This window comes from Pacificoceanicola niger (assembly GCF_048553275.1).
Taxonomy (GTDB): domain Bacteria; phylum Pseudomonadota; class Alphaproteobacteria; order Rhodobacterales; family Rhodobacteraceae; genus Pacificoceanicola.
In genome coordinates, this window is the sequence record NZ_JBLZMW010000016.1 from 120496 (window position 1) to 139479 (window position 18984).

Genomic DNA, 18984 nt, shown 5'->3' on the forward strand with positions numbered 1-18984 from the left:
CCCGCAGGTTCCGTCGCTCCGGCGCAAAGTTTTTTGCAAAAGGCCTTCGGTGCAGGGATCACGGGCCTGTGTGACATCCCGCCGCAAGGACATTTTGAACCCTTCTTTTCACGCGGACGTTTGCCCATACTTGTAAACTTGGACCGATGAGGACCGCATGACAGAAGAAGAATTGAATGCCGAGCGGCCGTTCTGGCCGACCCTTTACAAGGGCTGGCGCCGCCGTTGTCCGAAATGTGGCTCGGGTCCCTTGCTGACCGGGTATCTCAAGGTGCGCGATCATTGTCCGGTCTGCCGGGAAGATCTGCATCACCACCGCGCGGATGACGGGCCGGCCTATCTTACGATTCTCATCGTGGGGCATCTGATGGCGCCGCTGCTGCTGATGGTCTTCACGCGGTTTCGGCCCGAACCGCTGATCCTGTTCACGATCTTTGCGGTTGGCTCTGTCGGATTGTCGCTTTATCTTCTGCCACGATTGAAAGGGGCGATCGTGGCTTTCCAGTGGGCGCGCGGCATGCATGGATTTGCACCCCCAGCATCGTGACGCCGGGGGCCCATGAGTAGCACAGACACCGAAACCGCGAACCCGGTCGACAAGACCGCCATCCGTGATGCCGCGACGGTGATCGTGGTGCGCGATCGTGGCGCGCGTCCAAGCGTGTTGATGGGCCAGCGCGGCGCGAATGCCGCGTTCATGCCGAATAAATTCGTCTTCCCCGGCGGCGCCGTGGACAGCGGCGATGCGCAGGTCGCGCTGGCGCGGCCGTTGCCGCCGCTCTGTGCAAGCCGGCTCCAGGAAGAGGCGCCCGGCGCAAGGGCCGCCGCGCTTGCCGTGGCCGCCGTGCGGGAGCTTTGGGAAGAAACCGGGCAGATCCTTGGCGCTCCGGCGCCTTGGCCGTCGGATATTCCCGAAGATTGGCTGACCTTTGCCGGAACCGGCCATCGCCCGGCTGCGGACGCGCTGCAATTCGTGTTTCGTGCCATCACCCCACCGGGCCGGCCCCGGCGCTTCGACGCACGGTTCTTCCTCGTGGATGCGGAGGCGTTGCAGTCGGATCTGGACGATTTCGACGCTGCGGCGGACGAGCTGTCGCATCTGCAATGGATCCCGCTTGATGAGGTGCGCAGCTTTGATCTGCCGTTCATCACCGAGGTGGTGCTGGCCGAGGTCGCGGCGCGGTTGCATGAGCCGGGCCCGCCGGATTCGGTGCCCTTCTTCCGCAACAACGACGAAGCCAGCCTGTTCCTGCGCCTGCGTGGCGGTCGCCTGCCGGAATAAGGCGAAATTTCCTTGCAATTTTCGCTGTTACGCCGATGTTAAGAGTCGTCAGCGCACAAAGGCCCGGTATTAGAGGGTTTTTGCGCCGCCATGATGCATGGGCTTATATTCAAGACATTCCAGGTGTTTATCGAGGACACGTATGGCTTGGACACCTGGATTGCGATCGCCGAAGCGGCTGATCTCGATCCGTCGGAGTTCGAGGCCATGCTGAGCTACGAGCACAAGCTCCTGGCGACCCTGGTTCGCTCGACGGAGCAGGTGCTTGGCAAGGTTGGCGTGCAATTTCTCGAAGACATCGGCACCTATCTTGTGTCGCATCCAAACCGCGAGGGGCTGCGGCGACTGTTGCGGTTTGGTGGCGACGATTTCATCGAGTTCCTGCATTCGCTGGACGATCTGCCGGGGCGTGCGCGGCTGGCGGTGCCCAACCTCATGTTGCCGGAGATGGAGCTGATCGAAGCGGACCCGACGCATTTCGTGCTCAACGTGGTCGGGAACATGAAGTCCTTTTCCTATGTCATGGTCGGCGTCATGCGGGCGATGGCGGACGACTATGGTGCGCTTGTTCTTCTTGATCACAAGGGGTGCGAGTCGAGTAACCTGCAGCGGATCGAGATCACGGTGGTCGAGACCGCCTTTGCGGAGGGCCGCAATTTCGAGCTGAGCGCGGCGCAGGGGACGTCGGTATGACCATCAGCAGAAATGTTCTCAGTGCGCTCTGTCCGATGCATGTCGCACTTGACCCGATGGGGCGGATCATCGGCTCGGGGGCGACGCTTGCCAAGCTGCAAATGCCGCCGCTGAAAGGGGCGTATTTCCTCGAAGCCTTTGACCTGTACCGTCCGCGCGGGATCGCTTCGATGGAGCACCTCCTGTCGGCGCGCGGCCGGAAACTTCATATCCGTTTGCGCAATCAGAAACGCACCCAGCTCAAGGGGGTCGTGGCCGCCGATGGTGCGGGGGGCGCAGTGGTCAACATGTCTTTTGGCATATCGGTGATCGACGCGGTGCGCGACTATTCCCTCACCAGCACCGATTTCGCGGCGACGGATCTGGCGGTGGAGATGCTTTACCTCGTTGAGGCGAAAACGGCTGCGATGAATTCGTCACTGCATCTGAATACCCGGCTGCAGGGCGCCAAGACGGAGGCAGAACGGCGCGCTGCGACCGATGGGCTCACCGGCCTGGTCAATCGCACGGCGCTGGATCAGGTGCTGGAGCGCCTGTGCCGGGGGGGGCAGCCCTTTGCGCTCATGCATATGGATCTCGATTTCTTCAAGCAGGTCAATGACACCTACGGTCATGCGGCGGGCGACATGGTGCTGCGGCAAGTTGCCCAGATTATGCGGGATGTGACGCGCAAGGACGATACCGCCGCGCGCATCGGTGGCGATGAATTCGTTCTGATTTTTCCCGAATTGACCAACCGGGAGCGCCTCGCGGCGATTGCGGAACGATTGATAGAGAGAATCGAACGGCCAGTGATTCACGACGGGCGGGCCTGCCATGTTTCGGCGAGTATCGGGATCACGATCGTACGAAGCGAGGAGATTTTACCCGGTGTCGTTTTGGAGCTGGCTGACCAGGCGCTTTACGCCTCCAAACGCGGCGGACGGGCACAATATTCGTTCCATGATCCGCGTCAGGACGATGGAGATTCCGGGGGCGGCGCGATGCTGGCGGGAGAATGAATTTTTTCCGGTTTAAGGGCTTGATCCCCGCCAATTCGCAAAGTAGATAGCGCTCCACAGTTGGGGTGTAGCCAAGTGGTAAGGCAGCGGTTTTTGGTACCGTGTACCGTAGGTTCGAATCCTACCACCCCAGCCAAATGCTACCAAAAATTGAAGAACACTGCCGTGAGGCCCTTGAAAACAAGGGCTTTTAGGGTTCATGCCATCCCGAGCCAGATGCCGTAACCCGCCCTGTGACACAGGGTATGACACATGGTGTGACACATCATGCGTCGCGAGGGCCTCAGCCCGTGGTCTGCGACGCGCCGATGATCATCATGATCAGGGCTCAGAGCAGCGCGCTTTCCTTCAGCGGGTGCCACAGCATCTGAATCGTCAGCACGCGGTAGGCCAGGCCGATCAGCAGGGTGTAGACACAGGCGATGACGCCGGCCTCGGAGGCGGTGGCAAAGCCGAAGACGATGGCGCCGAGGATGATGGCGGGGGCGACAAGGGCGGGGACGCCTTCGCGGATTGCGCGCTTGACCGAGGCCATACTCGGGGTGCTTCGCGCGGCATCTCCTGGAAGACGCACATCACGCTGATGTAGGCGATGAAGGAGATCGCCCCGAGAAGCCCTGGCACGATCCCGGCAATGAACAGGCGCGCGACGGATTCATTGGCCAGCCAGGCTTAGACGATCAGGCTGATTGACGGCGGCACGATGGGCCGGACCAGCGAGGTGGCGACGGTCAGCGCGGCGGCGAATTCATGCGAATATCCGCGTTCGCGCATGGCGCGCACCTCGATCTGGCCCGGCCCCGCGATATCGGCGGTGGCCGCGCCCGACACGCCTGCGAAGATCAGCGAGGCGATGACGTTCACATAGGCAAGGCCGGCGCGCACGCTGCCGATCAGGGCGAGCGCAATGTTGGAGAATTGTCGGTCATTCCGACCGCGTTCATCAGGTTCCCCGCAAGGATGTAGAACGGAATGGCGAGCAGGGCCGATAGGCCGCTGCGTGTGTCAGTCATGGTCAATCTCTGATTTGGGAGAAGGCGTTTCGTCGAGGCGGCGGACCTGGGGGTCAGGTCGAACAGGGCCGCTTCGCACAGGTCGAAGAAGTCCTTCGTCGCGCGGGCGGCATTGCCCCCGGCAGCGAAGAAGAATCCGAAGGTGAAATCCACCTTTTCGGTCCGCGGCCGCAGGATGACCCCGTTGGAACAAGTGCCATAAGCTGTCACCGGCTCGACGATGGCGGTGGCCCCGGTCAGCCGGGCGAACTGCAGCGCAGAGACCGAGGAATTGGCCCGTATCGCGCGGGCAGGATGTACCCCCGCGGTTTCCAGCGCCTGACGGATGCGGCCCTGCAGACGGGTCTGGTCCAGCATTGTCACCACCGTGTCCGTGGCGACCTGAGCCAGGGAAACCGGCTGGCCCTCTGGGAATTCCGCGGACCGGCTTTCGGGCAGGGCGGCGACCAGCGGGGCCGAAAAGACGCGTTTGGCGATGATGCCCGGCACGTCCAGCGGCAGCGACGCAAAGCCGACCCTTGCATTGCCGCTCAACAGGTCATGGGCGACCGCGTTGGGTGCGGCCTGCATCAGACGCACTTCGCGCGGTCGGTCCGTCTCGGGCCAGCGCGCCAGCGCATGTGGCACCAGCCCGGCGCCAAGCGCATAGGTCGCCGAGATCGACAATGGCTGCTCGCCTCCCGAGGCACGGGCCAGGGTGCGGGCGCGCAGGTCCTGAAACATGGACAGAAGGCGACCCGCCTCTTCCTCGAAGGCGACGCCCTCGGCGGTCAGCTGGATCCGTCGGCCGACACGCTGGACCAAAGGAAATCCGAGGGTCTCCTCGAGGTCCTTCAGGCAGCGCGTGACCGAGGGCTGGGACCGGCCGAGCATGTCCGCCACCAAGCTGTCGGAGCCGGTTTCGGCAACTTTCAGGAAGGTGGCGAGGTCTTTGGGGGTCATGAGACGAGGCTTCGTAAATTAATAGAAGCGATCAATTCAAGAATGGCATACATCAAGTTTTGAGGGCAAATTTGCTGAAAAATCGGGGATCATGCCGTAATTTTTTGGCAACACAACGCGTCCATCGTGCGGATTTATAGGGTCTTCAATGGGGCGACGCCCTACGGTTCGGGCCTATCGGGCCCCGCACATTGGTGTCAGGCGCAGAAATCGCATTTGACCAGCGATCAAGAGACATACCGCGCCTTTGATGAAGCGGGACCTGGCGATCCGGGCATTGAAGATGGCTTTAGCTCTTCGGTCGCCGCCCAAAGACTGCAGTCATTACAAGAACAGGGGCAGACAATACTGTTCGCATGAGGGATGGGATTTTGCCGGCAAGCCGGACGATCCCATCTCCTCCTCGAACATTGCTTCGACGGTGGCTCGGACGTCCGCACGCAGGCGATCCTCGATAGGGTCGACGCTGGCCCCGTCTGAGAGCGACGAAACGCTCGCGAGCTCGGTAATCTGGTTCATGGTGTAATCTCCCTGGCGGTTGCATCCGCCGGTTCGGGTGAGTTTTGGACCATCCGGAGATTGCGCCATACTCAAATTTCCACCATTTCCGCGACACGACCCATTTTGGCATGCCGATTTACACCAAATGTATGGTCGCGCGAATACCGACCTGCTCAAGGCTCGGCTTGTCGCGGCATCATAGTCGCAAAGGTTCATCGACACTGAGTCAGAGCCAATCTTGCGTGCCCGTTCACTGGGAAACGGGCACGGGCCGGGTGATCTGGCCCGTGCCCAACTGCCCGGCGGGGTCTCAGCCTGCTTGCAGGTAAGGGGCAAGGTCTTCGGGCGGATCGATCACGGACACGATTTTGAGTTGGGCAATGGTCCGTTTCAACGCGTTGCCCAAATGCGTCGACAGCATGCTTGCCGCCGCAGGGCGTGTGCGCGCCAGAATCAGGTCCACGATCATGCCTTGCTCTGTGAGCGTCTGTCGATCCGGTGGCAACCCGAGCGAAAACAGGACCCGCTGTGATGAGCGCAATGCCGCGCGGTTCGATCGCACGTACTCGGCAAGATCGTCGTTCGCGGTCGACAGGATGGCGAGATCGTAAAAGCGCCCCTCGAGTTCGAACCAAATTTCCGGGTCAGCGGGGCCATCCTGGGGCAAGCAGCGGATGTCGGCGCTCAGCCGGGCAAGCGCCTCGAAATTCGGTTGGGCGCTTTCCAGTGCCGCAACTTCGAGGACCGCGGCCAATTCGAACTTGTTGCGGAAACGATGCGCGGTCAGGGGCTCCACCACCCAGCGGGAGGTGCTGCTCTTCGTGACGAGGCCACGCTCCTGGAGGCGGCCCAGGACGTCTCGGACAACGGTGCGGCTCACGCCAAAGCGCTCGGCGACGAGGGATTCGATGATCCGATAGCGACCGAAGATGAGGCAGCGGGCGAGATCGGCCTCCATCTCTTCCTGGATCCGCAGCCAGTTGGGCTTGCCTGCGCTCTCCTCGAACTGGTCAAGGTCCAGGTCAATGGCGCGCAGGTCGTGCCGCAGGGGCTGATCCGATCCGGCGACAAGGTAGCCGCGTCCGTCGAAACGGCACAACCGTCCTTCTTCGGCCAGGAGGGTCAGCGCGCGTTTGACCGTCGCACGGGACACGGAAAGCCGTTCGGACAGGGCGCTTTCCTGCACCACGAGACCGGGCTTCAGGGTGCCGCTGTCGATGTTGCTGCGCAGGATGTCGGCGGTGCTCTCGAACAAGGGGCTGCGACGGGCGCCGAATGCATCCTCTGGCATCTGGGGGTCCTTTACTAACGGTCGGTTGAGTCGGGCACGGACGTTTTACCGGATCCAAGGCGGATTTTGGAATGTATTTTTGTGTGCAAAGATCATGACAGTGATCTACCGAAAACAGATCAGACGCAGGTTGGTGCAGATCAAAAGCTGCTTTTATCGCTTTTACACAGGTCAAAGCGAGCAATTTTTTGGCAAAATATGAATTTTGCACACGAAGATCATTTATGTCTTGCCTGAAAACTAAAACGATGTTTGTGTGCAAAAAACACCAAACCGGGAGTGAAGCGTGCTTAATCTCAGCGGGGTCACGCGGCGATACGGCGATACCGTCGCGTTAAAAGACCTCAACCTCATCGTGCCGGAAGACACTTACATGTCGCTGCTCGGGGCCTCCGGCTCGGGCAAGACGACGCTGCTGCGGCTCATCGCCGGCTTTGAAGAGCCGGACGCCGGCCAGCTTTGGCTGGATGGCGAAAGGCTTGACGGCAAGGCGCCGCACAAGCGCGACATCGGCTTCGTGTTTCAGAACTTCGCGCTCTTTCCGCACCTCAGCGTGCAGGAAAACGTCGAGTTTGGGCTGAAGCACCGCGAAACCGCGGCCTGCACCGATCCCAGGGAGCTGGCAGACCGCGCCGCCGAGGCGCTGCAACTCGTCGGCCTTGATGGCTTCGGGCATCGCGGTGTGGGTGAAATCTCCGGCGGTCAGAAACAGCGGGTGGCGTTGGCGCGCACCCTGGTGACCGAGCCGCGCATCGTCCTGCTCGACGAGCCGCTGGGCGCGCTCGACGCCAACCTGCGCAACCGGATGTGCGACGAGCTGCGCGCCATCCGCGAGCGGCTCAAGGTCAGCTTCCTGCATGTGACCGGATCGGAAACCGAGGCGCTGACCATGGGCGATACCGTCGCGGTGCTGTCCGATGGCAAGATCGCGCAGGCGGACGGGTCGACCAAGTTGTTCACCCGCCCGCAGAACGCCGCGGCGGCGCGCCATCTCAATGCGTGGAACCTGCTGGGCGGTACCGCCAGGGGCGGCGCGCTTGAAACCCCCGCCGGGTCCTTTCAGCTGCCGCGCACCCTGGCCGACGGGACGCAGGGGCAGATCGCCCTGCGCTTTGACCAGCTTGGCGTTTCCGACCCCGACTCCGTGCCCGGTGGCCATAGCCACTTCACTGCCCGTTACGTTACGGGTGAATTCAATGGCCCGACCGCGCTTGCCTTTTTCCGGGCCCCTGACGGCGCGCTGATCCAGGTGGTCGACCATCTTGGGGAACCGCGCCTGCCGGAGCTGACCGAGGGCCGCACCTACGCGCTGCACTATGCGCCCGAGGATGCGCTGCTGTTCGAGGGGGCCGCTACATGACAACGGTGACAACAGACATGACCGACACTTCCGAGATCAGCCCCGCCACACAGCGCGAGGCCAAGGACCGGCGCCGTGCATTGACGCTCCTGTCGCCCGGCCTGCTGTGGATGATCCTCTTCATGGTTCTGCCCATGGTGATGGTGATCTACGTCTCCTTCTGGACGCAGACGACCTTCGCCGTGAACGACACGCTGACCACGGAAAGCTGGGAGCGTTTCCTGTCGTCCTCCACCTACCTCGGTGCCATCGGCACGACACTGCGGATCTGGGCGATCGTGCTCGTGGCGACACTGCTGGTGGGTTATCCGGTGGCGCTGTTCATCGGCCTCTTCGTGAAAAACCAGACGGTGCAGACGGCGCTTCTGGTGGCCTGCGTCATCCCGTTCTGGACCTCCTTCCTGATCCGGGTCATCGCATGGCGCCCGATGCTGGGCACCGAGGGCGCGATCAACACGATCCTGCTGAAGCTCGGCATCATTTCGGAGCCGCTCACCTTCCTTCTGTTCTCGGAGTTCTCGGTGCTTGTCGGCATGACGCAGATCTACTGCGTGTTCATGGTCGGTCCGATCACCTTCATGATCTCACGCATCGACGAGAGCATCATCGAGGCGGCCCGCGACCTTGGCGCCTCCTTCGGAACGATCTTCCGCCGCATCGTGCTGCCGCTGTCCATGCCGGGCGTGATCGTGGGTGCGATCTTCGTCTCGGTCATGGTTCTGGGTGAATTCGCCACGGCAGCCTCGCTGTCGGGTCGCAAGGTCAACCTGCTGGGCAACATCATCGTCAGCCAGGTCGGCTCTTTGAAATGGGCTTTTGCCGCGGTCGCGGGCGTCGTCCTGACCGTCATCATCACTGCTGCCATCGCGCTCGCCCTGCGGGTCGTGGATCTGCGCAAGGAGATGTGATCCAATGAACGCCAACTTCCTCAAACCGACATTGGCCGCCTACACCGGGCTGTTCCTTCTGTTCCTCTACGGGCCGCTGATCGTGCTGGCGATCCTGAGCTTCCAGGGGCCGAACGGCGGCCCGCAGTTCCCGATCCAGGAATGGTCCACCTACTGGTACCAGCACCTGTTCGGCGCCACGGAAACCAGCCGCGTGTCGCAGCTGCCCGTGGGGGAAAGCCTGCTGCGCTCGCTCATGCTGGCCTTCATGACCACCGTCGTGTCTACCATCCTGGGCGTGATGAGCGCCGAGGCCTTCCGCACCCGGTTCAAGGGCTCCGGCCCGGCCTTCTACCTGATCATCCTCGGCATGATGGTGCCGGGCGTTCTTGTGGGCCTCGGCATGGCGCTTCTGTCGAACTACGTCGGCGTGTCGCGGGCATGGTGGGGCACGGCCTTTGTCCTGCACGTGGTCTATACCTACCCCTTCGCGTTCCTTGTGATGCTGGCGATCTTCAACCGCTTCGACCGCACGGTGGAGGAAGCCTCCCTCTCGCTCGGTGTCTCTCCGGCGCAGACCTTCCGCCGGGTGACCTTTCCGATCATCTTCCCGGGTGTCCTGTCGGCCATGCTGTTCAGCTTCACGCTCAGCTATGACGAATTCTCCCGGACGTTGTTCACAACCGGGCGGGAATTGACACTTCCGCTGTCGATCTACGGCACCTTCTCGGTCGAGATCTATCCCAACCTCTTCGCCTTCGGGGTTCTGACCACGCTGTTCAGCTTCACATTGCTGGTGGTCTACGGCCTGTTGATGAAACGGTTCACCGCCGTGAAATCGGGCAGCTACAAGGGCCAGGAGGACGCGGCATGATCGCCCTGGTCACCGGCGCAGGCTCCGGCATCGGGGCGGCCATCGCGGAACGCCTTGCCGCTGACGGGCACAGCGTCGCCGTAAACGATCTTCACCTCGAAGCGGCGCAGGCCGTGGCGTATCGGATCACCGCGGCGGGCGGCACGGCCAAGGGCTTTGCCGCGGATGTCAGCGACGAGGCGGCGGTCAACGCCATGGTCGAGGACATCCGCGCCACCTTCGGCGCTCCTCAGATCGTGGTGAACAACGCGGGCTTCGGCCACCAGGCGCTGTTTCTGGACATCGCGCCAGAGATGTTCGACCGCATCTTCGCGGTGCATGTACGGGGCACATTCCTTGTCACCCGCGCCTGCCTGCCTGCCATGCTCGAGGCGGGGCAGGGGATCGTGGTCAACATCGCCTCCCAGCTGGGGCAGGTCGGCGGGGTCGAGCTGACCCACTACGCCGGGGCCAAGGCGGCGATCATCGGCATGACGAAATCGCTGGCGCGGGAGGTTTCCGCCAAGGGCGTGCGGGTTAACGCCGTGGCACCCGGACCCATCAATACACCGCTGGTCGAAGCCCTCTCCGAGGACTGGAAGACCGTCAAGAAATCAGAACTGCCGCTCGGCCGCTTCGGCGAGCCGTCCGAGGTTGCGGGCGTCGTCTCCTTCCTGTGTTCGGACGACGCGGCGCTTTTTGTGGGCCAGACACTTGGCCCGAATTCCGGGGATGTGATGCTATGAGCAAGAAAATCGTACTCGTGACCGGTGCCGGCATCGGGATCGGCAAGGCCGTGGCCGAGCGTTTTGGCGGTGAGGGCGCGCATGTTGTCGTGACCGACGTGCTGCCCGAAGAAGGCCGGGCGGTGGTGGATGCCATCGTCGCCAAGGGCGGCAGCGCCGAGTTCCAGCCGCTGAACGTGCGCGACACGGAGGCCGCCAATGCGCTGGTCGCCGACGTGGTGGCGCGGCACGGCGGGATCGACGTGATCGTGGCCAACGCCGGCATCGCGCACCGCGTGCCCATGTCCGAGATGACGGACGAGAAGTGGGACGAGACCTTCGACATCGACCTGAAAGGGATGCTGCGCGTCGTGCGCCCGGCGCTGCCTGCGATGAAGGAAGGCGCGTCCATCATCTGCCTGAGCTCCATCATGGGCGTGGCCTATGGCTGGGACGAACACGTGCATTACTCCTCCGCCAAGGCGGGGGTCGTGGGCTTCGTGCGCGGCCTTGCGGTGGAACTGGCCCCGCGCGGTATCCGGGTGAACGGCGTCGCGCCGGGTTACATCCGCACCGCCCAGCTGCTCAGCGAACAGAACAGCCTCGGCCCGAAGGCGGCCGAGATCGCCTCCCCCTACATCCCGATGGGCCGCCTTGGCGAGCCGGAAGAGATCGCCTCGGTCATCGGGTTCCTCGCATCCTCCGACGCCTCCTACCTGACCGGTCAGGTGGTGACGGTCGATGGCGGCCTGCTTCCGGGCCGCTACTGACTCAACGCACAACGACAGGGAAATAACCAACCATGACACTGACCACGAACCGCCGCAGCTTTCTCAAGTATGGCGCCGCCGCCGGCGCCGCCGCACTTGGCACCGGGCTGCACCCCTGGGCGCGCATGGCCTATGCGCAGAACCTTTCGGCGCAGGAACTGCGCACCACCGGTCTGTCGACCACCGTTCAGGACCGTATCCTGAACGCCTTTCAGGCGGCCAGCGGCGTAAGCTCCGTCTCAGGCACCCCGGCAACCTACCCCGACGCACAGACCAAGATCCTTTCCGGTTCGGCGGATTACGACTGCTGGGAAATCATCGGTGAGCGTCTTCCGGCGCTGATCGCCACGAACAATGTCGAGACCATCCCGACCTCGGCACTGTCGAACTGGAACTCGATCCGCGACACCTTCACCACGCCGGACCCAAAGTGGGCCCCGCAGGCGCAGATCGCTGGCCAGATCTGGGCCGATGAAGCCCAGACTGAGCTTTACATGGTGCCGGCCGTCTACAATTTCGATTCCATCGGCTACAACCCCGAGGTGCTGTCCGACGAAGAGGCCAACACATGGACCGCGCTCTTTGACGAAAAGTGGAAGGGCCGTTCGGGACTTAACGTCGATCCGCTGATTGCCATCGGGCAGGCCATTCTGGCGCTGAACGCCTTGGGTATGCTGGAAGCCAAGAACCCCGGCAACCCGACCATGGCAGAGATCGACGAGGCGGCGAAGTTCCTGATCTCGAAAAAGAAAGACGGCCAGTTTCGCGCACTTTGGGGCGATTTCGGCGAGCTGGTGAACCTGATGGCTTCCGGCGAGATGGTCGTCTGCGACGCGTGGCAGCCCGCTGTCATGGCCGTCAAAGCACAGGGCAAGCCCGCGCGCTATGCGACACCCAAGGAAGGCACGCGCGGCTGGGCCATCGGCCCGTCCATGCTCAAGGGCACGCCGAACCGCGAAGCGGTCATCGCCTATGCCGATTACTGGCTGTCCGGCGAGCCGGGCATCACCGTGACCGAGCAGGGCTACTATTCGCCTTCGACCTCGATCAAGGATGCCATGGACCCCAAGAAATACGCCTTCTGGTACGAGGGCGCGCCCTGGGAAGGCGAGCCCGAGCGCGGCATCAACCCCGGCGACCTTCGGGACGGCGGCTCACTCGAGGAACGCTCCTCCAACGTCGCCTACTGGCACCAGTGGCCCGACGAATACGACCACCTCATCCAGAAGTGGGACGAGTTCCTCAACGCCTGAGCACACAAGGGGGAGGGCGCGTGCCTTCCCCCACACCATCCAACGAGGGGCCAAGATGCTTCACGATCTCGAACTGATCCAGGTCGGCAAGACCTATCCCGACGGCACGGTGGCGGTGTCGGATTTCGACCTGAAGGTGGAGAAGGGCGAATTCGTCGCCTTCCTCGGGCCGTCCGGCTGCGGCAAGTCCACCACGCTGCGCATGATCGCGGGCTTCGAGGACATCACCAACGGCGAGATCCTCATCAAGGGACACAACGTGTCCACGATGCCGCCGGAACGTCGCCCGACCTCAATGATCTTTCAGAACTACGCGCTGTTTCCGCATATGACCGTGCGGCAGAACGTGGCCTTTGGCCTCGATCTGAAGAAGATGCCGCAACGCGAAAAGGACGACAAGGTCGACCGCATCCTCGACATGTTCGACCTCAACGATTTCGCGGACCGCCGCGCGGACAAGCTTTCGGGCGGGCAACGTCAGCGGATCGCGCTGGCGCGCGGGCTGGTGGTGGAGCCCGAAATCCTGCTGCTTGACGAGCCGCTGGGCGCGCTGGACGCGAACCTGCGCCGTATCATCCAGAACGAGCTGAAGCTGCTGCAACGCGAGCTGGGCATTACCTTCATCTTCGTCACCCACGCCCAGTCCGAGGCGCTTGGCCTGTCGGACCGCGTCGTCGTGATGTCGAACGGCGTGGTGGAGCAGGTCTCTCCGCCCAAGGAGCTGTACCGCCGCCCGGCAAGCCGCTTCGTCGCGGACTTCATCGGTTCCAACACGATGATCGCGGGGCGGGCCGTAGGTGCCGGCCGGATCGACACGCCGCTTGGCCTGCTGAACGGGCATGGCGCAGGTGACCTGGCGGTGATCCCGGCCGAGGCCTTCCGCATCACGCCCGCAGGGATCCCCGACGAGATCCTCCTGGACGGCACGCTCACGGGCAAGTCGCTGGTCGGCTCGGTGGGGCATCTGAGAGTGCGCCTGGCGGATCAGCGCGAGATCAGCGTCGAAACCCACGCCGCCACCCCGGCCGCCCAGGCCCTGACCCTGGGCCAACCCATCACGCTGGGCGTCGATCCCTCGGCGGTCACGCTCATCCAATCCTGAAACACCTGACCTCAATTGACCAAGAAGGAAAACCCAATGACCAAGGATATTCTCGTAGGCTTCGGCATCGACGTGGACGCCGTCGCCGGCTGGCTCGGCTCTTACGGCGGCGAAGACAGCCCCGATGACATCTCGCGCGGCATGTTCGCCGGCGAAGTCGGCTCGCCGCGTCTGCTCGATCTCTTCGACAAGACCGGGCTGAAGACCACCTGGTTCATCCCCGGCCACTCCGCCGAGACGTTCCCGGAGCAGATGAAGGACGTCGCGGCGCGTGGCCATGAAATCGGCATTCACGGCTACAGCCACGAGAACCCGATCGCCATGACCCGCGAGCAGGAAATGGCAGTTCTCGACAAGAGCATCGAGCTGATCACCGAGATTTCCGGCAAGCGCCCTACGGGCTATGTTGCGCCGTGGTGGGAATTCTCCAACGTGACCAACGAGCTGCTGCTGGAACGCGGCATCAAGTACGATCACTCGCTGATGCACAACGACTTTACGCCCTACCGCGTGCGCGTCGGCGACAAATGGACCAAGATCGACTATTCCGGCAAGCCCGAGGACTGGATGAAGCCGCTGGAGCGTGGCGAGGAAACCGACCTGATCGAGATCCCGGCGAACTGGTATCTCGACGACCTGCCGCCGATGATGTTCATCAAGGCCGCGCCGAACAGCCATGGCTTCGTGAACCCGCGCGACATCGAGCAGATGTGGCAGGACCAGTTCGATTGGGTCTACGAGAACATGGACTACGCCGTTTTCCCGATCACCATCCACCCCGACGTGTCCGGCCGCCCGCAGGTTCTTTTGATGCTGGAACGGCTGATCAAGTACATGAAGGGCAAGGAAGGCGTGCGTTTCGTCACCATGAACGAAATGGCCGACGACTTCGACAAGCGCTTCCCGCGCTGAGCCAAACCCGGGGGAGCAGCCCACGCTCCCCCGATCTTCCAGGAGGTAGGCAGCATGTGCTCGCTTTGCGGCATCCTCGGATGCGACGACCATTGGACCAGCGCCGTGGACCGCCCAGGCGTCTACTCGCGCAACACCGATCGCCATTCCCGGCGCAGCGAAGGCGCCCGGCGGCTGAAGGCCGCGAACCGCGTGCTCGACTTTCGCCGCCTCAAGATGGCCGAGTTCCACGGCACGTCCTACGTCCTCAAGAGCCCCACCGGCGCGGCGCGGGTGTTCGACGCGCTGTCGCACCTCTGGCCCGAGGCAGAGGCCCTTGCCCCGCGTGGCTTCGATCCGCTGGACGAAGACCTGATCGCCTTCATGGAGCGCCAATGACCACGCCCGCCCTGACACCCGTCACGCTACTGACCGGCTTTCTCGGTTCCGGCAAGACGACATTGCTGCAAAAGCTGTTGACCGATCCCGGCATGGCGCGCGCCGCCGTGTTGATCAACGAATTCGGCGAGATCGGGCTGGATCACCAGTTGCTCGACCGGATCGACGACAACGTCGTGCTGATGAAGTCCGGCTGCATTTGCTGCACCGTGCGCGGCGAGGTGGCCGACGCGCTGATCAACCTCGACGAGATGCGCGCAAGCGGCGAGATCGACTTTGACCGCGTGGTGATCGAGACCACGGGCCTGGCCGATCCCTACCCGGTGTTGCAGACCCTGCAGGCGCATCCCGTGCTGCGCAGCCACTTCCGGTCGGGTGGGGTGCTGACGACGGTGGACGCGGTGAACGCCTCGGCCCAGATGGACCACCGCGCCGAGGCCGTGCGCCAGATCGCTGCCGCCGACCGCATCGTGCTGACAAAGACCGACCTGTCCGGCGATGTCACCGATCTGCGCGCCGCGCTGGCACGGGTGAACCCGGTGGCGCGGGTCCTGACCTCCGACCAGGGCGCGGCCGAGATCCTTGGCGATCTCGACACGACGCGCGACCTGATCGAGCCCGAGACTGAAACCGAGACCTGCGGCACCTGCGGACACGACCATGCCCCCGGCGCGCATCACCCGCACGGTCACGATCATGACCACCGGGATCACCACGGGCATCACCATCACGACGAAACCCTTGGTGTCGTGACCTTTTCGCTGACCGTGGAACAGCCGCTCGACTGGACGGACTTCGGCATCTGGATGACGCTGCTGCTGCATCGCCACGGCGACCGGATCTTCCGCGTCAAGGGCATCCTCGCCCTTGCAGGCGAAACGCGTCCCGTCGCCATCCACGGCGTGCAGCACCTTGTTCATGCGCCCGTGCACATGGAGCACTGGCCGGACGGGCCGCGGCACTCGCGCCTGGTTTTCATCCTCGAAGGGCTCGACCCGGCGTTGATCCGCCGCTCGTTCCATGCCTTCATACGGTTGAACGACGCGCGTGGGGCCCAAGCGGCCAAAGGGGAAGAGGCCGCCTGAATGGAAAAATTGTGCATCCTGTGTACCGAGATCCTGCCCTGGCGACTCCTGAAAGCGCAGGCCGAGGAAGACCTGGGATTCGAGCTGGAGTTCCTGGAACAGGATTTCGTGGGCGCGCAGCGCACGGCGGCGATGTCCCCGGACAGCTACGATGTCTACGACCAGTGCTTTCACAATCTCGACATCGTCTGGCACTGGCGCGCGATCCAGCCGATCGACGTGGCCCGTATCGAGACATGGGACGAAATGAACGGCCTTGCCCGCATAGACCAGAGCCCCTTGCAGGGGGCGTTCAACGGTGCGGGGGACAGGCCGTCCTCGCGGCTTTACGTGCAATCCGACGCAACGTTGGGCGATACGCCGACGGGGCGGATCTCCATGCTGCCCACGGTGTACAACTTTGACAGTTTCGCGGTTAACAGCGAAGTCGGAAACCTCGACGTGGACCGCGATATCACCAGCTGGGCAGAGCTTCTGGAAGACCGCTGGTTCGGCCGCGTCTCGCTGGTTGATGAACCGGCCATCGGGGCGTTCGACCTGACCATGGCGCTGATGGCGGCCGGGCGGATGCAGGTGCGTGACATCGGCAACATGACCGTGGCAGAGATCGAAGAGATGTTCACCCACGGCATGGACCTGGCCCGGTCCGGCCACCTCGCGCCGTTCTGGCGGCAGGCGACGGAGCCGGTCGATCGCTTCGCCAGCGGCGAACTGGCGATTTCCTCGATCTGGTCGCCCGCCGTGGTCGAGATGAAGGGGCGCGGCCTGAAGATACGGCAGGCCACGCCCGTCGAAGGTTACCGCGCCTGGCATGGCGGCATGTGCCTTTCGGCGCGGTTGTCGGGGCAAAAGCTCGACATGGCCTATGCCTGGATGAACTGGTTCCTGTCCGGATGGGCAGGGGCGACCATGGCCCGGCAGGGCTATTACATGTCCGTGCCCGACCGGGTGCGTACGGTTCTCGATCCCGACGAATGGGACTACTGGTACGGCGGCAAGCCTGCGGCCCGCGATCTGCCGGACCCGCGGGGCCGGCCTGCCATCCGGGCCGGCGAAATCCGCTCCGGCGGCGCCTTCGGCGACCGGGCCAGCCGCATCGCCGTCTGGAACACGACAATGGACGAACACAATTTCCTTGTACGCCGCTGGGGAGAGCTGACCAAAGCCGCCCGCGGCCGCGACGCACGGGGACGCAGGGCAGGATAAACTCATGAAAAACGTCGTACTCATCTCCACCGGCGGGACCATCGCGTCGGTCGCTGACCATGCGGGCGGCCCGGTCAATGCCGCCCTTGCGGGCGAACGACTGCTTGGCTCGCTGCACGCAAGGCCGGAAGGCATCGCGGTCAGGGTCGTGGATTTCCCGGCCCGCGGCAGCTATGCGCTCGATCTCGCGACGGTGCATGCGCTCTGTGCAAAGATCACCGAGACGCTGGCCGATGGCGATGTGGCGGGCGTCGTTGTCACCCACGGCACGGACACCATGGAGGAAAGCGTCTTCCTCGCGGATCTGCTGGTCGCCTCCGACAAGCCGGTGGTCTTCACCGGGGCGCAGCGCCATGCGGGGGTGGCCGATACGGACGGGCCGCGAAACCTGGGCGATGCACTCACATGTGCGGCGTCCGAGGCGCTTGTCGGGCTTGGCCCGGTCATCCTTTTCGAAGGCGAAATCCACGCGGCGCGCGATGTGAGCAAGGTCCATGCCTCCCGCGTCGACACCTTCCGCTCGCCGGGTGTCGGCAAGCTGGGGGATGTGGACGCGGGCAAGGTCTACGTCACCCGCAAACCGGCTGTGCGGGTCCGTATCGACGCGCCGCGGCTTGATCCGGATGTCGAACTCATCGCACCTGGTCTCGGCACCACCCCGCGCCTGCTGGATTTCTGTGCCGAGAGTGGCGTCACCGGCGTTGTCATCTCTGCCTTCGGCCGGGGCAATGCCCCCATGGGCTTCGCCGACGCAGCCGAACGCCTGATTGGCATGGGGATTCCGGTCGTGATCGCCACGCGTTGCACCGAAGGGCGGACCATGGCGGTCTACGGCAATGACTCCGGGGCGACGACGCTGGAAGACGCGGGTTGCATCCTTGGCGGCTCGCTATCTGCCTATAAATCGCGGCTGCTGCTGTCTGCCCTGCTGGGTGCAGGAGAGAGCGCCGAGGCCATCAAGACATATTTTCTGCACTTCGGTTAAAGTTGGACCCGCAAATAATCGAGGCCGTCAGTGAGCATGCAGAACTCGGGCACGATCGGGTCCTCCGGTTAGAGCAGGGCGAAACTTTCCTCGTTCCCCACTCATAGGCCCACTCGAGGAGCAGAATCGCACGCAGTTGGAGAAGGAGGTGCCGGAGGACACGCGTGATCGGCCCGGACTGGTCCATGCCGCGGCGGATCGCATTGAGGAGCCGCGCTCCGCGCCTGTCCTTGAGCAGGACGACCGCATTGCATTGCCTTGCCTGTTGAACGGAAATTTTCCGAGGTCAGGCAACCTGCTCGCTCAACGACGTAGCAAGGCGGCCTCGCGCCGTGGCGAAGGGGGCTGGCGCATGCAACTCGTGCTGATCCTGCTCTGCGATCGGTCGCTTTCGCGTTTCGCGAAAGTCAGCGCGCGCGGAAGTGGTCCGAGGGACCACGCGCAAACTCGACTTCTACATTACGCTGGCAATGCCGGTGCGGAATAGTCAGCCTTGTCTGGAAGCGGGCTGACTCGTCAGGAGCGATGTCACGTAAGAGCGGACCTCGTGCCTTGTCGTTCATAGAATGGTAAGCCAGTTGATGGCGCGGCTTTGAATTTTTGCCGACCCGTATGGTAACCCCCTGTTTTTGCGGGGGCCTTGTCGTAGAATTGATGCGGCCATCTCCAGGGTCAGGATGCATTGATTTTCGAAGCGCTGCGTGATTCACGGCTCTAAAAACGGAGCGGTGACATGAGCGACCTT

At 63.3% G+C, this 18984-nt stretch carries 20 protein-coding genes, 1 tRNA gene and 1 pseudogene; 17 read left to right on the top strand and 5 right to left on the bottom strand.

What is annotated here, in order from left to right:
- Positions 1–157: 157 nt before the first annotated feature.
- From ACN2XU_RS18590 to ACN2XU_RS18610, 5 genes are all read left to right on the top strand, one after another.
- Positions 158–547: a DUF983 domain-containing protein gene (locus tag ACN2XU_RS18590; protein WP_419411966.1), complete on the top strand. Its 390-nt coding sequence runs from the start codon at positions 158–160 to the stop codon at positions 545–547.
- Between the two features lie 12 nt (positions 548–559).
- Positions 560–1282 (top strand): NUDIX hydrolase, encoded by a 723-nt coding sequence (locus tag ACN2XU_RS18595; RefSeq protein WP_419411967.1) that lies wholly within the window; start codon positions 560–562, stop codon positions 1280–1282.
- A 93-nt stretch (positions 1283–1375) separates the two neighbouring features.
- Positions 1376–1975 carry a heme NO-binding domain-containing protein gene (locus ACN2XU_RS18600; RefSeq protein ID WP_419411987.1) on the top strand — a complete coding sequence of 200 codons (600 nt, stop codon included), beginning with the start codon at positions 1376–1378 and terminating at the stop codon, positions 1973–1975.
- Positions 1972–2976 carry a diguanylate cyclase domain-containing protein gene (locus ACN2XU_RS18605; RefSeq protein WP_419411968.1) on the top strand — a complete coding sequence of 335 codons (1005 nt, stop codon included), beginning with the start codon at positions 1972–1974 and terminating at the stop codon, positions 2974–2976. The genes ACN2XU_RS18600 and ACN2XU_RS18605 overlap by 4 nt, the downstream gene beginning before the upstream one ends.
- Positions 2977–3037: 61 nt before the next feature.
- Positions 3038–3112, top strand: a tRNA-Gln gene (locus tag ACN2XU_RS18610).
- Positions 3113–3304: 192 nt separating this feature from the next.
- Here the strand turns inward: ACN2XU_RS18610 and ACN2XU_RS18615 are convergent.
- From ACN2XU_RS18615 to ACN2XU_RS18635, 5 genes and pseudogenes are all read right to left on the bottom strand, one after another.
- A complete protein-coding gene (locus tag ACN2XU_RS18615; protein ID WP_419411969.1) occupies positions 3305–3550 on the bottom strand; it encodes a TRAP transporter large permease subunit in 246 nt (81 codons plus the stop codon).
- A 98-nt stretch (positions 3551–3648) separates the two neighbouring features.
- Positions 3649–3861 (bottom strand): TRAP transporter large permease subunit, encoded by a 213-nt coding sequence (locus tag ACN2XU_RS18620; RefSeq protein ID WP_419411970.1) that lies wholly within the window; start codon positions 3859–3861, stop codon positions 3649–3651.
- A gap of 8 nt (positions 3862–3869) precedes the next feature.
- Positions 3870–4931 carry a LysR family transcriptional regulator gene (locus tag ACN2XU_RS18625; RefSeq protein WP_419411971.1) on the bottom strand — a complete coding sequence of 354 codons (1062 nt, stop codon included), beginning with the start codon at positions 4929–4931 and terminating at the stop codon, positions 3870–3872.
- Positions 4932–5324: 393 nt separating this feature from the next.
- Positions 5325–5450, bottom strand: a pseudogene (locus ACN2XU_RS18630) (IS256 family transposase); the annotation flags it as partial.
- Between the two features lie 292 nt (positions 5451–5742).
- A complete protein-coding gene (locus ACN2XU_RS18635; RefSeq protein WP_419411972.1) occupies positions 5743–6723 on the bottom strand; it encodes a GntR family transcriptional regulator in 981 nt (326 codons plus the stop codon).
- 286 nt (positions 6724–7009) lie between these two features.
- Here ACN2XU_RS18635 and ACN2XU_RS18640 point away from each other — a divergent pair, with 286 nt between their 5' ends.
- From ACN2XU_RS18640 to ACN2XU_RS18695, 12 genes are read left to right on the top strand one after another with little or no spacing between them, the layout of a single operon-like run.
- Positions 7010–8083, top strand: a complete 1074-nt coding sequence (locus tag ACN2XU_RS18640; protein WP_419411973.1) for an ABC transporter ATP-binding protein — start codon at positions 7010–7012, stop codon at positions 8081–8083.
- A complete protein-coding gene (locus tag ACN2XU_RS18645; RefSeq protein WP_419411974.1) occupies positions 8080–8991 on the top strand; it encodes an ABC transporter permease in 912 nt (303 codons plus the stop codon). The genes ACN2XU_RS18640 and ACN2XU_RS18645 overlap by 4 nt, the downstream gene beginning before the upstream one ends.
- Positions 8992–8995: 4 nt before the next feature.
- Complete coding sequence (locus ACN2XU_RS18650) at positions 8996–9844, top strand: ABC transporter permease (protein WP_419411975.1); 849 nt, start codon at positions 8996–8998, stop codon at positions 9842–9844.
- The gene (locus ACN2XU_RS18655) at positions 9841–10569 is read left to right on the top strand and encodes an SDR family NAD(P)-dependent oxidoreductase (protein ID WP_419411976.1); all 729 of its coding nucleotides are present in this window, start codon (positions 9841–9843) and stop codon (positions 10567–10569) included. Before ACN2XU_RS18650 ends, ACN2XU_RS18655 begins: the two co-directional genes overlap by 4 nt.
- The gene (locus tag ACN2XU_RS18660; RefSeq protein ID WP_419411977.1) at positions 10566–11318 is read left to right on the top strand and encodes an SDR family NAD(P)-dependent oxidoreductase; all 753 of its coding nucleotides are present in this window, start codon (positions 10566–10568) and stop codon (positions 11316–11318) included. Before ACN2XU_RS18655 ends, ACN2XU_RS18660 begins: the two co-directional genes overlap by 4 nt.
- Positions 11319–11350: 32 nt before the next feature.
- Positions 11351–12571 (top strand): ABC transporter substrate-binding protein, encoded by a 1221-nt coding sequence (locus tag ACN2XU_RS18665; RefSeq protein ID WP_419411978.1) that lies wholly within the window; start codon positions 11351–11353, stop codon positions 12569–12571.
- A gap of 55 nt (positions 12572–12626) precedes the next feature.
- Positions 12627–13673, top strand: coding sequence for an ABC transporter ATP-binding protein (locus ACN2XU_RS18670; protein ID WP_419411979.1), 1047 nt, complete (start codon positions 12627–12629; stop codon positions 13671–13673).
- 36 nt (positions 13674–13709) lie between these two features.
- Entirely contained in the window at positions 13710–14585 is an 876-nt protein-coding gene (locus ACN2XU_RS18675; protein WP_419411980.1) for a polysaccharide deacetylase family protein, read from the top strand.
- 54 nt (positions 14586–14639) lie between these two features.
- Positions 14640–14963 carry a hypothetical protein gene (locus ACN2XU_RS18680; protein ID WP_419411981.1) on the top strand — a complete coding sequence of 108 codons (324 nt, stop codon included), beginning with the start codon at positions 14640–14642 and terminating at the stop codon, positions 14961–14963.
- Entirely contained in the window at positions 14960–16048 is a 1089-nt protein-coding gene (locus ACN2XU_RS18685; protein ID WP_419411982.1) for a CobW family GTP-binding protein, read from the top strand. Before ACN2XU_RS18680 ends, ACN2XU_RS18685 begins: the two co-directional genes overlap by 4 nt.
- A complete protein-coding gene (locus tag ACN2XU_RS18690; protein ID WP_419411983.1) occupies positions 16049–17254 on the top strand; it encodes an ABC transporter substrate-binding protein in 1206 nt (401 codons plus the stop codon).
- Between the two features lie 4 nt (positions 17255–17258).
- On the top strand, positions 17259–18239 hold the full coding sequence (locus tag ACN2XU_RS18695; protein ID WP_419411984.1) for an asparaginase: 981 nt from the start codon (positions 17259–17261) through the stop codon (positions 18237–18239).
- Positions 18240–18984: the final 745 nt, after the last annotated feature.

What these genes read in the sequence shown, in the direction of transcription:
- ACN2XU_RS18590 (WP_419411966.1), top strand. Translation starts at nt 158, where the DNA reads ATGACAGAAGAAGAATTGAATGCCGAGCGGCCGTTCTGGCCGACCCTT.
- ACN2XU_RS18595 (WP_419411967.1), top strand. Translation starts at nt 560, where the DNA reads ATGAGTAGCACAGACACCGAAACCGCGAACCCGGTCGACAAGACCGCC.
- ACN2XU_RS18600 (WP_419411987.1), top strand. Translation starts at nt 1,376, where the DNA reads ATGCATGGGCTTATATTCAAGACATTCCAGGTGTTTATCGAGGACACG.
- ACN2XU_RS18605 (WP_419411968.1), top strand. Translation starts at nt 1,972, where the DNA reads ATGACCATCAGCAGAAATGTTCTCAGTGCGCTCTGTCCGATGCATGTC.
- ACN2XU_RS18625 (WP_419411971.1), bottom strand. Translation starts at nt 4,931, where the DNA reads ATGACCCCCAAAGACCTCGCCACCTTCCTGAAAGTTGCCGAAACCGGC.
- ACN2XU_RS18635 (WP_419411972.1), bottom strand. Translation starts at nt 6,723, where the DNA reads ATGCCAGAGGATGCATTCGGCGCCCGTCGCAGCCCCTTGTTCGAGAGC.
- ACN2XU_RS18645 (WP_419411974.1), top strand. Translation starts at nt 8,080, where the DNA reads ATGACAACGGTGACAACAGACATGACCGACACTTCCGAGATCAGCCCC.
- ACN2XU_RS18650 (WP_419411975.1), top strand. Translation starts at nt 8,996, where the DNA reads ATGAACGCCAACTTCCTCAAACCGACATTGGCCGCCTACACCGGGCTG.
- ACN2XU_RS18655 (WP_419411976.1), top strand. Translation starts at nt 9,841, where the DNA reads ATGATCGCCCTGGTCACCGGCGCAGGCTCCGGCATCGGGGCGGCCATC.
- ACN2XU_RS18660 (WP_419411977.1), top strand. Translation starts at nt 10,566, where the DNA reads ATGAGCAAGAAAATCGTACTCGTGACCGGTGCCGGCATCGGGATCGGC.
- ACN2XU_RS18665 (WP_419411978.1), top strand. Translation starts at nt 11,351, where the DNA reads ATGACACTGACCACGAACCGCCGCAGCTTTCTCAAGTATGGCGCCGCC.
- ACN2XU_RS18670 (WP_419411979.1), top strand. Translation starts at nt 12,627, where the DNA reads ATGCTTCACGATCTCGAACTGATCCAGGTCGGCAAGACCTATCCCGAC.
- ACN2XU_RS18675 (WP_419411980.1), top strand. Translation starts at nt 13,710, where the DNA reads ATGACCAAGGATATTCTCGTAGGCTTCGGCATCGACGTGGACGCCGTC.
- ACN2XU_RS18680 (WP_419411981.1), top strand. Translation starts at nt 14,640, where the DNA reads ATGTGCTCGCTTTGCGGCATCCTCGGATGCGACGACCATTGGACCAGC.
- ACN2XU_RS18685 (WP_419411982.1), top strand. Translation starts at nt 14,960, where the DNA reads ATGACCACGCCCGCCCTGACACCCGTCACGCTACTGACCGGCTTTCTC.
- ACN2XU_RS18690 (WP_419411983.1), top strand. Translation starts at nt 16,049, where the DNA reads ATGGAAAAATTGTGCATCCTGTGTACCGAGATCCTGCCCTGGCGACTC.
- ACN2XU_RS18695 (WP_419411984.1), top strand. Translation starts at nt 17,259, where the DNA reads ATGAAAAACGTCGTACTCATCTCCACCGGCGGGACCATCGCGTCGGTC.